This is a genomic window from Pseudomonas sp. A0308 (assembly GCF_044218815.1).
GTDB lineage: Bacteria > Pseudomonadota > Gammaproteobacteria > Pseudomonadales > Pseudomonadaceae > Aquipseudomonas > Aquipseudomonas iridis.
The window spans coordinates 5,080,731-5,092,979 of the sequence record NZ_CP162581.1 but is presented as its reverse complement, the minus strand read 5'-3'; the positions used below and the strand labels follow the sequence as shown (position 1 = coordinate 5,092,979).

Here is a 12,249-nt window from a genome sequence, read left to right as displayed (position 1 = left end):
AGGGCAGTCCTTGAAGGGACTGCCCTTTTTTATGCACTACCGATTTTCAAGGTCTGGCGCCACTGATATCCGGCGTGGGTCTGTCGCTGTCCTCATCCGGGCTTGTTGCTGGCTCAGGCTCTGGTTCTTTTTCAGGCTCTGGTTCCGGCGCTGGATCGGGCTCTGGTTCCGGCGGCACCGGATTCTGCATCTGCTCCTGCACCACCTGCTCATCCACTCGCGGATCAAGCGCAGCGACCAGCGGCGAACTCGACATGCTGTCCGGCATTGCCACGTGATGCAGCGGCGCGTCGTCGACCTGATGCAGATTGGTCACGGCTTTCGGGCGGATTCGCCACACCAGCACCAGCGCAAAGAAGCTGAAGAACGCATACAGGCTCTGGCTGCCGAGAAACTTCATCAGCACCCCCGCCAGCAACGGCCCGATACTCGCACCAACCCCGTAAGTGACCAGCAGCATCGCCGTCAGCGACACACGCCGATCCCCCTCGACGTGGTCGTTGGAAAACGCCACCGCCAACGGATACAGACAGAACTGCACCAGCGAACAGAGGAAGCCGACCACGAACAGCACCTCCAGCGGCACCTGCGGCAAGATCGCCAATGGCAACGCCGCCACCGCAAGGAAACCGGCGAAGCAACGGATCAGCAACGCGCGGTCATAACGATCAGACAGCCAGCCCAATGGCCACTGCACCAGCAGTCCGGCAAAGATGCAGCTACCCATGAACAGACCGACCTGCTCGGTTGACAGCCCCTGCTGCGACGCATACAACGGTGCCAGACCGTAGAACGCGCCGATGATCAATCCCGCACCGAGCACCGTGCTCAACGACTGCGGCACGCGCTTGATAAAGAAGCGCGGCTCCATCGGTGCCGGATGAAGTGGCGCCGGGTGAATCCGCCGGGTCAGCGTCACCGGCACCAGACACAGGGCAAAGCACAGCGCGACCAGCATCAGCAGTTCCAGACCCAGCCCCGGGTGCATGACCAGAATCAGCTGACCGAGCACCAGCCCCAGGTACGAAGCAATCATGTAGCCGCTGAACACCAGCCCACGTTGATTGGCATCGGCCTGCTCATTGAGCCAGCTCTCGATCACCATGTATTGGCACATCATGCCCAGACCGACGATGGTCCGCAGCACCAGCCACGCCGGCAACCAATCGACCATGCCGTGGCCAAGGACCGCCGCACCGACGATCCCGGCACACGCTGAATACGCCCGGATATGGCCGACGCGGGCGATCAACCGGTGGCCGATCTTGCCGCCCAGCACGAGACCGAAATAGTTGGCCGCCATCAGCGCACCGACCCACAGTCCGTCGACATTCTCGGCCGCCAGGCGCAACGCCAGATACGTAGACAAAAGGCCCGAGCCGATCAACATCATCAGCGAGGCGAAATACAGCGCTCGAAAGGATTTCCAGATTTGGCGCATCGGCGTTCCGAGCGGCTCCTTGCAGTAAAGATCGGGCTACCAGAACGATAGCCCGGTGACGATGGTACGTCAGGCCTGGGCTGCTAGAACACGCCGTTCCCAGGGAGTTATTTCATCAAAGAAGCTGGTCAGTTCCATGGTCTTCGAAGCGATGTAGCCTTCGATGAACTCCTGTCCAAACAGTTCCCTCGCCAATTGACTACGCTTCAGACGCTCGAGCGCGGCGTGCAAGGTACACGGCAGCGAAAGATTGTCCGGCACCTCGAACTCGCCCTGGATCGCTTCGCTCGGTTCAAGCTCATGCTCGATGCCATGCAAACCGGCGGCCAGACTGGCGGCGATCGCCAGATAGGGGTTGGCATCGGCGCCCGGCAAACGGTTTTCCACCCGACGAGCGACCGGCGCACTGGCCGGAATCCGCAACCCGGCCGCACGGTTATCGTGCGACCAGCAAGCATTGTTCGGCGACGCGTACGGATGGCACAGACGCTGGTACGAGTTCACATTCGGTGCAAACAGTGCTGTGAAGTCGGCCATCCCCGCCTGCTGCCCACCGATGAAGTGGCGGAACATCGCGGTCGGCTCGCCGTGATTGTCACTGAAGACGTTTTTGCCCGTAGCGATGTCGACGATGCTCTGGTGAATATGCATCGAGCTGCCCGGCGTGTGCGCCAGCGGCTTGGCCATGCACACCACGGTCAAGCCGTGCTTGAGCGCGACTTCTTTGAGCAGATGCTTGAACAGGAACGTCTGGTCGGCCAACAGCAGCGGATCACCATGCAGCAGGTTGATCTCGAACTGGCTGACGCCCATTTCATGCATGAAGGTATCGCGCGGCAAACCAAGGGCCGCCATGCATTTGTACACTTCGCTGAAGAACGGCCGCAGACCGTTATTGGAGCTGACGCTGAACGCCGACAAACCGTCCTCGCGGCGACCATCGAGGCCGACTGGCGGGCGAAACGGTTGGGTTGGATCGGTGTTAGGCGCGAACACGAAGAACTCCAGTTCTGTCGCCACCACCGGTGCCAGGCCGCGCGCCGCGTAACGGGCGATGACTGCCTTGAGCTGGCCGCGGGTCGACAGGTTGGAGCTTTCGCCGGTCAGCTCATCAGCATCGCAAATCGCCAGGGCACGCGGTTCGTCGCTCCACGGCAAGCGATGAATCTGGCCTGGCTCGGCAATCAGCGCCAGATCGCCGTCATCGCTGCCGTAAAACCGCGCCGGCGGATATCCGCCCATGATGCATTGCAGCAACACACCCCGGGCCAACTGCAAACGCCGCCCTTCGAGGAAACCCTCGGCAGTCATTACCTTGCCCCGTGGTACGCCGTTCAAATCCGGCGTGACACATTCAATCTCATCAATGCCCGTCAGTCGCTGTGCGAGTGAACGCTGGCCATCGGTTGTCATGACGCAATCCTTGTTATTTTGCGAGCCGCGAACGGCGACCCGTACAAAATAGGCTCCGGCTGTTCGCAATATCAAGCAGCGTCAAACAAAATCCCGCGTCACGGTAGATAAAGACTGAAAACCCCGCCACCCAGCGGCCCGCCATTGCCGATTTCGGTGCGCCCTTCAACGCCATTGCGCTGATGCAACGCCGCAATTCGATTGGCGAAATACAGGCCCAACCCGGTGCTGCCACTGCTGTGATTGATGCCCTGCACGTAGTCGGCCTGACGCTCGAGCATCTGGGCCGGATAACCGTCGCCGTCATCGTTGATGCTGATTACCAATTGCCCGGCCTCGTCACTGACGGTAATCAGCAACGACTCGCGGGCGTAACGAATGGCGTTGTTGATGCAGTTGCCCAGCACCGAAGCGACCAATTCACGGTCGAAGAAGCCCAGCGGGCTCAGCGGATCAACTTCATAGGTAGCGATGATCCCGCGACTGGCAAACACCTCTTGATGCGCCGCCAGTTGCGCCTCGATGAAATCATCGAGTTCGTGGTACGCCGGCTGCAACGGCATCTGGTTGACGCCGAGCTTATACAGCCCGAGCAGTTGCACCAGCATGCCGTTGAGGTGGGCGAACTCGAAGTCGATCACGCCCTGCTCCGTGCCTTCGCGTTGTCCCTGCGGCAGACGCGCCAGCCATTGGCTGTGGGCCTGCATGAGCATGGCCAGCGAGTTCTTCATGTCGTGGACGGTGGAGGCAATCACCGTGGAAAAATCGAGAGCCTGCTCGTCTTGGTTCATTCGCCAAACGCCTTGCTTTTCAGCTTCTGATAACGCGCATGACGCGCGTCGGTGTCGGGCATCAGGCCGACCATTTTCAGGCAGGCCCGACATTCTTCCAGCTCCGCCGACGGCACACTGGTGTCGGTGCCGTGCAGCAGCGACTGGGCCATGTTCAGCGCAATACTGATGTTCTTCGGTTGCATCTTCAGCGCCTTGCGGAACACCTCGCGGGCCTCCACCAGATTGCCGGTCTTGTACACGCGCACACCCTGACGGTTGAGGTCGGCGGCGGCGTTACTGGAACTGAGGATCGTCGGGTCGTCGGTGAGCTTGGCGATGTCTTTCATCACCGCCGGATCGTCGCCGTAGATTTCCGCACAGCTCTTGAGCATCGAGTTACCCGCCTCGGCCTGACCGAGCATCTGCAACTGCTTGGCGACCAGCAACGCTGCCTCCGGACTCATGAACTGCTCCATGCCGTCGAGGCGCATCATCGCCTGCTCGGTAAGCTTGTCAGCGGTTTCGGCATCGTTGAGCAGCAGGCTGGTGGCCTTCATCAGACGCGCCCGAATCTGCAAGCCCGGATCGCTCGGGTTCTCTTTGGCCACCGCGCTGAGCGTGGTGTTGATCTCAAGCCGCGTGCGGGTGTCGAGACCGCGCTCGCTGCCCTTGCTGATCAATGCGTGGGCCAGGCCGAGGTTGCTTTCCGCATCCTTGAATCGCGACTGCGCGCCTTGCGCCACGGCCTGACGATAAGCGCGCGAGGCGGTGTCGAAATCTTCGTTGGCCATCGCCAGTTTGCCCAGCAACGCCTGTCGACGCACCGCCAGTGGCGACAACCGGATCGCCTCTTCCAGCACCCGCTGCGCGCCTTTGGTATCGCCCTCGGCAACCAGCACATCGGCCATGCCGTCATACAGCGACGGCATCAGCGGGAACGCTTTCAGGGCTTTCTCGTACACGCCTTTGGCTTGTGCAACCTGGCCACGCTTGAACAACAACTTGCCCAGCCCGGCGAATGCCCAAGGCAGCGGCCGATCAGCAATGATGCCGTCGTACAAACGCTCCAGCGCTTCGTTCTGATTCAGGTCGCGCAGCGCATCGGCGCGGTAACGCAGGCACAGCGGCGAATAGCGGATGTCCTGCTTGCACAGGGCGATGCAGGCATTGAGCACCTCGACCGGTTTGCCACGATCGAGGGCTTGCAGAATCGGCTTGAGCAACGTCTTGCGCTGCTCCAGACGCTCAAGGCGCTGAGCCAGACCCGAGCGGTTGAACGGTTTGGTCAGGTAGGCATCCGGCTCATGCTCAAGAGCACTGAGCACCATCGCCTGACTGGTCTCGGCGGTCACCATGACGAACACCGCTTCATGGCTGATGAGCTTTTCCACCATCAAGTCTTCGAGGACTTGCTGGCCGTTCTTTTTACCGTCGCCGAGGTGAAAATCCTGCAGGATGAAATCATAAGACTTCTGCGCACACATCTTCAGCGCCTGCTCGCCGCTGTCTGCCGTATCCACGTCCTTGACGCCCAGCTCGCGCAACATCGAGCGCACGGAACTGCGAAAATCCGAGAAATCATCGACGATCAGAAAACGCTTTTGGTGATACGACAGCATCGAGGATTTCCAGGCAATTGAAGTAGATGAACCAAAGGCGATTTCAGGCGCGCAGATGATAACTGCCGGCAAAATGCTATCAAGCGTTTTCACGCAAGTCTGAACTCACCGTTTGGGTTATCGGCCAGACGTCGCGTTCCCTGAAGCGGGTGCTTCAAGATTCCTCGCACTGCGATACCGGGCGCGAAACGTTGACGCGTAGTGAAGTGTTCGATGAGAACTTGGGGGGGGGGCACCATGAGTGGTCGTGGGCTCCACGCGTGCTCCGGGCGAGCAAAGCCGCCCTCAGGCAACTCGGGATCGACCCCGACGCAAGAGAACTTTCAATTCAAAGCCGATTTTTTTCGCGAGGAAGTGCCACTCCGGCAAGACTAATAACATGCCTCCCTCACGCCCTACGCCACATTCGCGGGAATCTTTGCGGGTTAACGCACAAAACCGATGAGGCAGCCTCACACGATTTCGAACGCAACCCTTGATTGTCCAGGTAACGCCTCGTCGCATGTAAGCCATCGCGACCTGGCGCTTGCGGCCGAAGTGGTGGAGATGGGCCTTGAGCGCAGTCAGAGTATCTCGGTAGGCTTCGTAGCTAGTCAAAACATGGTGCTCGTCCTTGACGCTATTGGTAAGCGACCCTTGACGCACCCTTTGGAAATATCGGTCGGCCTGTGTTGCATAGCAGAGCTTGCTATGCAGGTAGACGTTCATGCTGAACAGCTGATCCTCGTGCGCACGCCCCTTGAATGTAACTTCAAAGCGCTCAGTCATGGTTTTTTTAAAAATATACTGCCATGTTGTGGCCTTGTATTTATTACTGACAATCAGATCTTCCAACAACTCCACGCCCTTACTAAACCAGCCTTCGCGGGACGGCGCGGTATTGCGTCGCAAGTAATTACGTTCGCCATTAGAATCGACGAAAGATCGTTTAGAAAAGTAGTAAAGCTCCAGGTCGGCATTCTCATTAACTGCCGTTTTTAAACCTTCGAAAAGATTGAGATCTACCACATCATCGGGGTCACAAAAAAACAGATAATCACCTGTGGCCGCGTTAAAACCTGTTACACGGGCTGCGCCGACCCCCTGGTTTTCCTGCGTGATGACTTTTACCCTGCTGTCATCGGCATATTTTGAATTGACTAACGCCAGCGTCCCATCCGTTGATCCATCATTGACAATCACAATTTCCGATGGCGGAAAAGTTTGCCCCAAAAGCGAATCCATCGTCTCCTCGATGTAATCTTCGACATTGTATGTGGCAACAATCACGGAAATTTTCGGATCTGACATATAAGCGGCTCTTAGTGTTTCGTACAATGAAAGTTCGATGGCGCTGGTAACTACCTTTGCATACTCCAAGGGGCGCTGGAGCAGCGACCGCCAAGACGAGGGAAATCTTCGTCAGTAACAGCGGCTTCACTGACGATGGAATAGTAGCCTTTAGCAGGGAAAAACGCGTCATAAGCATCGGCGATGCTTTATCTTTACGAGATGCAGGACAGGGGAAATCTCAAAAGTGGTGTCCCAGGGCAGGTTCGAACTGCCAACCTTCCCCTTAGGAGGGGGATGCTCTATCCAATTGAGCTACTGAGACACTGAGTTGTCGGCAGCAGGCTGCGCGACGGACGGCGTGCATCTTAACGACCGGGCCCCGATTTGTCATGTCATCCCTAGGGCTTTTTAAGTGTAGGCAGGCGCCTCGCAATGTTGCGGGAAGCTTTACCGTGCATTTTGCACTACTGCAAAATGCCAGCATTGCAGATTGCAACCCACAACATCCGATAAGCCCTCTCAAATCCTTGTTTTTAAAGGACTTAACAGCGGTTAGACTGTTGGCACGACGGCTGCTTTGTCTGTTCCATAGAAGAACAATCGGAGCACCGTCCCATGAACAGCACTCTCTTGCTTGCAAACGCAATTGCATTCGCGGTTTTGATGGGTTTTCACTTCATCCCGGAGCGAACTGCGCCGGAGTCGGTGGCTCAACGCATGCCACATTACTTGCAGGTGCAAAAAGCGCCGCAGCTAGCGGTGTTGAGCGATCAGCACAGTTTCGTCCCACAGGCGGTCAGCGAGCCTGAGCAGGCATTGCCAGTTCACGCTACCGAACGTCTGGTTTTTTGAAATATCTTCAGGAGTACAGCATGTCCAAGTCAGCTGCAGGATTTCTGATCCTCGCCTTAGTCAGTGGCGTTTTGCATTTTTCGCTGTTCGAGGAAACCCAAATCACCCTGCCTCTGGTTGGCTGTGGCGTATTTGCGGTGTTGTTCGTATTGGCACTGGTGGCCGGGCGCAAATTCAAGTTTGATCCGGTTCTGCGCTGAGTCGGACCAAGTCCAGTAGATGGCTGACCGCGTCAGCCAGGTCACCCGAGTTGTCTATCAGGTAAACAACCTCGTCAGTTGATCGCCTGTCCTTGAACAGAGCGTTGCGGGCCAGCCTCGCATCAATTTGCTCAGACGTCTCACGGCCACGTCTGAGCAGACGCTCACCCAACACCCCATCCTTGACTGTCAGCAAAACCGGTAACAGCGTCGGATAGCACTCCAGGGCTTGCCGAAGGTTGGCGCGAGAGCCGTTTACCAGCACGTGCCGCCCATCCTTGAGCCATTGATCCATTTGCGCAGGAATGCCATAGGCAAGGCCATTGGCCTGCCACGCCAGGGAAAAGTCTCCTGCGCGCTGACGTCTTTCGAACTCTTGCGGCGTCACGCCGATCGCATCCTCGCCTACCGACTCGGCCGATCGCGTTATCACCCGGCGTATCACTTCGCAGCCGAGCGCGCGCAATGGCTCACGTGCAGCCTCAATCAAGCTGTCTTTGCCGGAACCGGACGGTCCCATCAGATAAATAAGCCTGCCATCCATCTCGAAAACGCCCTCCGGCATGCTTCAGCGCTAGTAAATCGGCAAAATGCCACTATCCTGTATAGATAAGGGACAAGGATCGAAAGCCACTTAGCATGCACCTTCTGACGTCTTTGGACATCAACTGGTGTGCGTCAGGAAGCGAGCAGCGATGCGACTCAGGACAAAGTTTTCAAACCAGTCCGCATTTCTGATAATTGGTGCTGGCATTAAGCCTTTATCCGGATCAATATTTGTCACAGAATTGACGCCAATGATCCGGCAATTTTGAGGCATGATGCGGGCCTCTTAACAATTCAGGTTGAACCATTTGGCGCAAATGCGTGTCCTACCACACATCCTGCGGCCAATCCCGAGAACCGCTCCCCTGAACTAACCGGTTAAATATATGCGCCCATTGAAACAGGCAATTTATTCCAGCCGTACGGCTGACAAGTTTGTCGTACGTCTGCCAGACGGAATGCGTGAACGCATTGCCGAGGTGGCTCGCAATCATCATCGCAGCATGAACTCTGAAATCATTGCGCGCCTTGAGCAGAGTCTTATTCAGGAAGGTGCATTGGGCGAAGAACTGAGCATGCGCCTGGACAGCCCTGAGCTGTCGTTGCACGAACGCGAACTGCTGCAACGCTTCCGCCAGCTGTCTCACCGCCAACAGAACGCACTGGTGTCCTTGATTGCACACGACGCCGAAATGGCCGCAGACGCGTCCTGAGCCCTATCGAACATCTCAAGCCAGCGTTATTGCTGGCTTTTTTTTGCCCGGAATTTGGCTTGGCAGTTTTCGCAGACATAAAAAAGCCCGCCAATTTAGCGGGCTGTTTAATTGCAGCAGATCAGAGCAGGAAGATTGTTGCCAGCCCCAGGAAAATGAAGAAGCCGCCACTGTCCGTTACTGCGGTGATCATCACACTCGCACCCATTGCGGGGTCGCGGCCCATCTTCGCCAAGGTCATGGGAATTAATACACCCATGAGTGCAGCGAGCAACAGATTGAGCGTCATCGCCGCCGTCATCACCACACCCAGCGACCAACTGCCATAAAGCAGGTAAGCGACTACGCCAATCACCCCACCCCAGACCAGGCCGTTGATCAGCCCGACTGCCAACTCTTTACGCATCAACCGTGAAGTGTTGCCGGTGCTCACCTGATCCAGCGCCATGGCTCGCACAATCATGGTGATCGTCTGATTACCCGAGTTGCCGCCGATACCCGCCACAATCGGCATCAGCGCCGCGAGCGCTACCAGCTTCTCGATCGAGCCTTCGAACAAACCAATCACTCGAGAGGCGACGAACGCGGTGATCAAGTTGATCGCCAACCATGCCCAACGGTTGCGCAGTGATTTCCACACGGAGGCGAAGATGTCTTCCTCTTCACGCAGACCAGCCATGTTGAGAACTTCGCTTTCGCTCTCTTCACGAATCAGGTCGACCATCTCGTCGATGGTCAGACGACCGATCAGCTTGCCGGTCTTGTCGACCACAGGGGCGGAGATCAAATCGTAACGCTCGAACGCCTGTGCGGCGTCGTAGGCGTCTTCGTCCGGGTGGAAACTCACCGGATCGCTAGCCATCACCTCGGCAACCTGCTTTTCCGGATCATTGACCAGCAAACGCTTGATCGGAAGCACGCCTTTGAGCACGCCGTCGTAATCGACCACGAACAGCTTGTCGGTATGCCCCGGCAGCTCCTTTAGACGACGCAGGTACCGCAGAACCACTTCAAGGCTGACATCCTCACGGATAGTCACCATCTCGAAGTCCATCAGCGCACCGACCTGATCCTCGTCATAAGACAGGGCCGAACGCACACGCTCGCGCTGCTGGTTATCCAGGCTCTCCATCAGCCCATGAACGACGTCTCGCGGCAGCTCGGAGGCCAGGTCAGCAAGTTCGTCGGCGTCCATGTCCTTGGCGGCGGCCAGGAGCTCGTGATCGTCCATGTCGGCGATCAGCGTTTCACGGACGGAATCGGATACTTCGAGAAGAATGTCGCCGTCGCGATCGGCCTTGACCAGTTGCCAAAGCGTCAGACGATCGTCCAGCGGCAAGGCTTCAAGTATGTAGGCGACGTCGGCGGAGTGCAGATCATCGAGCTTGCGTTGCAGCTCGACCAGATTTTGCCGGTGAACCAGGTTTTCCACCCGGTCGTGATGCGCGCCTTCCTGGCGGTGAGTCAGGTCTTCGACGACCCGTTGGCGCTGCAGCAACTCGACGACCTGAGCCAGGCGGTCCTGCAGGCTTTCCTGTGTTTTCTTTACTTCGATTTCAGACATAGGCGAACTCCACTCCCAGCAGCGGGGCACGCCGGAAGGATCAATCAGTCAATTCATGATTGGAAAAACGGGGTACTGAGTAGCTACTGGGTAAGTCCATGGAGGTTTTCCATAAGCCCCGGCGGGGCTGACGGGCGCAATGATACACCGCCTAACGGTTTAACACGCTAAAAAATCGTGGCTGAAACAAGCGCTTGCGAGACAAACCTGAGCGCCATCCTGATCCATGTAAGTGCGACGACTCATCCTGAAAAGAAAACACACCGGCAGGGAAGATTGTAGCGACTACCCTTGAACGGAGATCGTCATGGAGGACGTCGAATGCCATCGAAAACATCCCTTTTTGTACTGACCAGCCTGCTCTTCCTACCGCCTGCCGGCGCTGCAACCAGCCTCCATCGCTGCGAAGCCCCTGACGGCAGCATCACGTTCACGTCGATGAGTTGCGCGCACGGTGAAAAACTTTCAGTTCAGGAGGTTCACCCCTACCTCCCCGGATCGGTCGTGGCAATCATGCCGGAGCACAACCACGAAGAAATATCCGGTATGAAAAACACGGGCCGCGAACCGGGCATCGTTGGTCGCACACAAGACAAATGCGGAAATCTGATCGACGCCAGACAACGCCGCGAAGCAATCATCAACCGACGCGTGATTGCCGGCATGAGTCAACAGGATGTAGAAAGCGCGCTCGGCAAACCGGACAAGGTGAATATTCGGACGTCGACGACAAGCTATCGATACGACCTCAAACGAGGCCGAAGTGCTCAAGTCGATTTTGATGAGAGAGGCTGCGTGAAGGCAAAAGCCAAATCCCGGACAGCAAAAAGCCCGCGTTAAACGCGGGCTTTTCGGTATATGGTGCACTCGACAGGATTCGAACCTGTGACCGCTCGGTTCGTAGCCGAGTACTCTATCCAGCTGAGCTACGAGTGCATTTTGTGTTTTTAGACCAGACCACAACTGGCTGAAACCGAGTTACTTACATTGCTGCAACTAACTCTTAAATGGTGCACTCGACAGGATTCGAACCTGTGACCGCTCGGTTCGTAGCCGAGTACTCTATCCAGCTGAGCTACGAGTGCATTTGTGTTTTTTAGACCAGATCACACCTGGTTGAAGCAAGTCACTTACATTGCTGTAACTGACTCTTAAATGGTGCACTCGACAGGATTCGAACCTGTGACCGCTCGGTTCGTAGCCGAGTACTCTATCCAGCTGAGCTACGAGTGCATTTGTTGCGCCGCATTATAGCCCGTCTAATCTCTATTCCAACCACTTTTTCTAGTAATTTCAACAACTTACCGAAAAAGCCAGATTACGACGTACTAAGCAAATAATGGCGGAGAACGGGGGATTCGAACCCCCGACACCCTTTTGAGGTGTACTCCCTTAGCAGGGGAGCGCCTTCGGCCACTCGGCCAGCTCTCCGCAACACGGGGCGTATATTAACCAGCTTCTTCCCCGTTTGCAAACATAAAAATCGATAAAAATTAATGGCTTGGTTCTTCGTCCTTCTCTTTCTTTATACGCAGGTAAATTTCTTCACGGTGCACGGCAACCTCTTTCGGGGCGTTGACGCCGATACGCACTTGATTTCCTTTAACGCCGAGCACGGTCACGGTGATTTCGCCATCACCGATAATCAGGCTTTCTGCGCACCGACGAGTCAGAATCAACATACCTTTCTCCTTACGCAATTCAGTTCAGGGACAACAGTCTGCAAAAAAAAGGCACCCGACCTACAACCAGAGCGATCGTAGCCCTACATGCCTGAGTATTGACCAGCGCGAGCAAAAGAACAGATCAGGGCTCGCGCCATTCAAAAAATAAAGGGCGCGGTCAGACCGCGCCCT

At 56.6% G+C, this 12,249-nt stretch carries 12 protein-coding genes and 5 tRNA genes; 4 read left to right on the top strand and 13 right to left on the bottom strand.

Annotated elements, in window-relative coordinates:
• Nucleotides 1-46: 46 nt before the first annotated feature.
• The 6 genes from AB4P92_RS23580 to AB4P92_RS23555 all read right to left on the bottom strand — a co-directional run bounded on the left by AB4P92_RS23580 (nt 47) and on the right by AB4P92_RS23555 (nt 6,840).
• On the bottom strand, nt 47-1,441 hold the full coding sequence (locus AB4P92_RS23580) for an MFS transporter (RefSeq protein WP_042560526.1): 1,395 nt from the start codon (nt 1,439-1,441) through the stop codon (nt 47-49).
• A gap of 69 nt (nt 1,442-1,510) precedes the next feature.
• Nucleotides 1,511-2,752, bottom strand: a complete 1,242-nt coding sequence (locus AB4P92_RS23575) for a glutamine synthetase family protein (RefSeq protein ID WP_210622962.1) — start codon at nt 2,750-2,752, stop codon at nt 1,511-1,513.
• 200 nt (nt 2,753-2,952) lie between these two features.
• The gene (locus AB4P92_RS23570; protein WP_042560528.1) at nt 2,953-3,645 is read right to left on the bottom strand and encodes a sensor histidine kinase KdpD; all 693 of its coding nucleotides are present in this window, start codon (nt 3,643-3,645) and stop codon (nt 2,953-2,955) included.
• A complete protein-coding gene (locus AB4P92_RS23565) occupies nt 3,642-5,246 on the bottom strand; it encodes a tetratricopeptide repeat-containing response regulator (RefSeq protein WP_042560529.1) in 1,605 nt (534 codons plus the stop codon). Before AB4P92_RS23565 ends, AB4P92_RS23570 begins: the two co-directional genes overlap by 4 nt.
• Nucleotides 5,247-5,531: 285 nt before the next feature.
• Nucleotides 5,532-6,536, bottom strand: coding sequence for a glycosyltransferase (locus AB4P92_RS23560; RefSeq protein ID WP_261736689.1), 1,005 nt, complete (start codon nt 6,534-6,536; stop codon nt 5,532-5,534).
• A 227-nt stretch (nt 6,537-6,763) separates the two neighbouring features.
• A tRNA-Arg gene (locus AB4P92_RS23555) sits at nt 6,764-6,840 on the bottom strand.
• 293 nt (nt 6,841-7,133) lie between these two features.
• Here AB4P92_RS23555 and AB4P92_RS23550 point away from each other — a divergent pair.
• Entirely contained in the window at nt 7,134-7,370 is a 237-nt protein-coding gene (locus AB4P92_RS23550) for a hypothetical protein (protein ID WP_395598238.1), read from the top strand.
• A gap of 20 nt (nt 7,371-7,390) precedes the next feature.
• Entirely contained in the window at nt 7,391-7,570 is a 180-nt protein-coding gene (locus AB4P92_RS23545) for a PA3371 family protein (RefSeq protein WP_395598237.1), read from the top strand.
• Here AB4P92_RS23545 and phnN read toward each other — a convergent pair.
• Complete coding sequence (phnN, locus tag AB4P92_RS23540) at nt 7,545-8,114, bottom strand: phosphonate metabolism protein/1,5-bisphosphokinase (PRPP-forming) PhnN (RefSeq protein ID WP_395599694.1); 570 nt, start codon at nt 8,112-8,114, stop codon at nt 7,545-7,547. The two genes, AB4P92_RS23545 and phnN, sit on opposite strands and share 26 nt — an antisense overlap.
• 388 nt (nt 8,115-8,502) lie before the next feature.
• Between phnN and AB4P92_RS23535 the strand changes: the two genes are divergently transcribed.
• Nucleotides 8,503-8,829 (top strand): Arc family DNA-binding protein, encoded by a 327-nt coding sequence (locus AB4P92_RS23535; RefSeq protein ID WP_003178899.1) that lies wholly within the window; start codon nt 8,503-8,505, stop codon nt 8,827-8,829.
• Between the two features lie 121 nt (nt 8,830-8,950).
• Here AB4P92_RS23535 and mgtE read toward each other — a convergent pair whose 3' ends face one another.
• Nucleotides 8,951-10,393, bottom strand: coding sequence for a magnesium transporter (gene mgtE / locus AB4P92_RS23530; RefSeq protein WP_042560534.1), 1,443 nt, complete (start codon nt 10,391-10,393; stop codon nt 8,951-8,953).
• Between the two features lie 321 nt (nt 10,394-10,714).
• Between mgtE and AB4P92_RS23525 the strand changes: the two genes are divergently transcribed.
• A complete protein-coding gene (locus tag AB4P92_RS23525; RefSeq protein WP_261736690.1) occupies nt 10,715-11,233 on the top strand; it encodes a UPF0183 family protein in 519 nt (172 codons plus the stop codon).
• Between the two features lie 19 nt (nt 11,234-11,252).
• Here AB4P92_RS23525 and AB4P92_RS23520 read toward each other — a convergent pair.
• From AB4P92_RS23520 to csrA, 5 genes are all read right to left on the bottom strand, one after another.
• A tRNA-Arg gene (locus tag AB4P92_RS23520) sits at nt 11,253-11,329 on the bottom strand.
• A gap of 72 nt (nt 11,330-11,401) precedes the next feature.
• A tRNA-Arg gene (locus tag AB4P92_RS23515) sits at nt 11,402-11,478 on the bottom strand.
• Nucleotides 11,479-11,549: 71 nt separating this feature from the next.
• Nucleotides 11,550-11,626 (bottom strand) — tRNA-Arg (locus tag AB4P92_RS23510).
• Nucleotides 11,627-11,733: 107 nt separating this feature from the next.
• Nucleotides 11,734-11,824 (bottom strand) — tRNA-Ser (locus AB4P92_RS23505).
• Between the two features lie 62 nt (nt 11,825-11,886).
• Nucleotides 11,887-12,075, bottom strand: coding sequence for a carbon storage regulator CsrA (csrA, locus tag AB4P92_RS23500; protein WP_002554426.1), 189 nt, complete (start codon nt 12,073-12,075; stop codon nt 11,887-11,889).
• Nucleotides 12,076-12,249 lie beyond the last annotated feature (174 nt).

What these genes read in the sequence shown, in the direction of transcription:
- AB4P92_RS23580 (WP_042560526.1), bottom strand. Translation starts at nt 1,441, where the DNA reads ATGCGCCAAATCTGGAAATCCTTTCGAGCGCTGTATTTCGCCTCGCTG.
- AB4P92_RS23575 (WP_210622962.1), bottom strand. Translation starts at nt 2,752, where the DNA reads ATGACTGCCGAGGGTTTCCTCGAAGGGCGGCGTTTGCAGTTGGCCCGG.
- AB4P92_RS23570 (WP_042560528.1), bottom strand. Translation starts at nt 3,645, where the DNA reads ATGAACCAAGACGAGCAGGCTCTCGATTTTTCCACGGTGATTGCCTCC.
- AB4P92_RS23565 (WP_042560529.1), bottom strand. Translation starts at nt 5,246, where the DNA reads ATGCTGTCGTATCACCAAAAGCGTTTTCTGATCGTCGATGATTTCTCG.
- AB4P92_RS23560 (WP_261736689.1), bottom strand. Translation starts at nt 6,536, where the DNA reads ATGTCAGATCCGAAAATTTCCGTGATTGTTGCCACATACAATGTCGAA.
- AB4P92_RS23550 (WP_395598238.1), top strand. Translation starts at nt 7,134, where the DNA reads ATGAACAGCACTCTCTTGCTTGCAAACGCAATTGCATTCGCGGTTTTG.
- AB4P92_RS23545 (WP_395598237.1), top strand. Translation starts at nt 7,391, where the DNA reads ATGTCCAAGTCAGCTGCAGGATTTCTGATCCTCGCCTTAGTCAGTGGC.
- phnN (WP_395599694.1), bottom strand. Translation starts at nt 8,114, where the DNA reads ATGGATGGCAGGCTTATTTATCTGATGGGACCGTCCGGTTCCGGCAAA.
- AB4P92_RS23535 (WP_003178899.1), top strand. Translation starts at nt 8,503, where the DNA reads ATGCGCCCATTGAAACAGGCAATTTATTCCAGCCGTACGGCTGACAAG.
- mgtE (WP_042560534.1), bottom strand. Translation starts at nt 10,393, where the DNA reads ATGTCTGAAATCGAAGTAAAGAAAACACAGGAAAGCCTGCAGGACCGC.
- AB4P92_RS23525 (WP_261736690.1), top strand. Translation starts at nt 10,715, where the DNA reads ATGCCATCGAAAACATCCCTTTTTGTACTGACCAGCCTGCTCTTCCTA.
- csrA (WP_002554426.1), bottom strand. Translation starts at nt 12,075, where the DNA reads ATGTTGATTCTGACTCGTCGGTGCGCAGAAAGCCTGATTATCGGTGAT.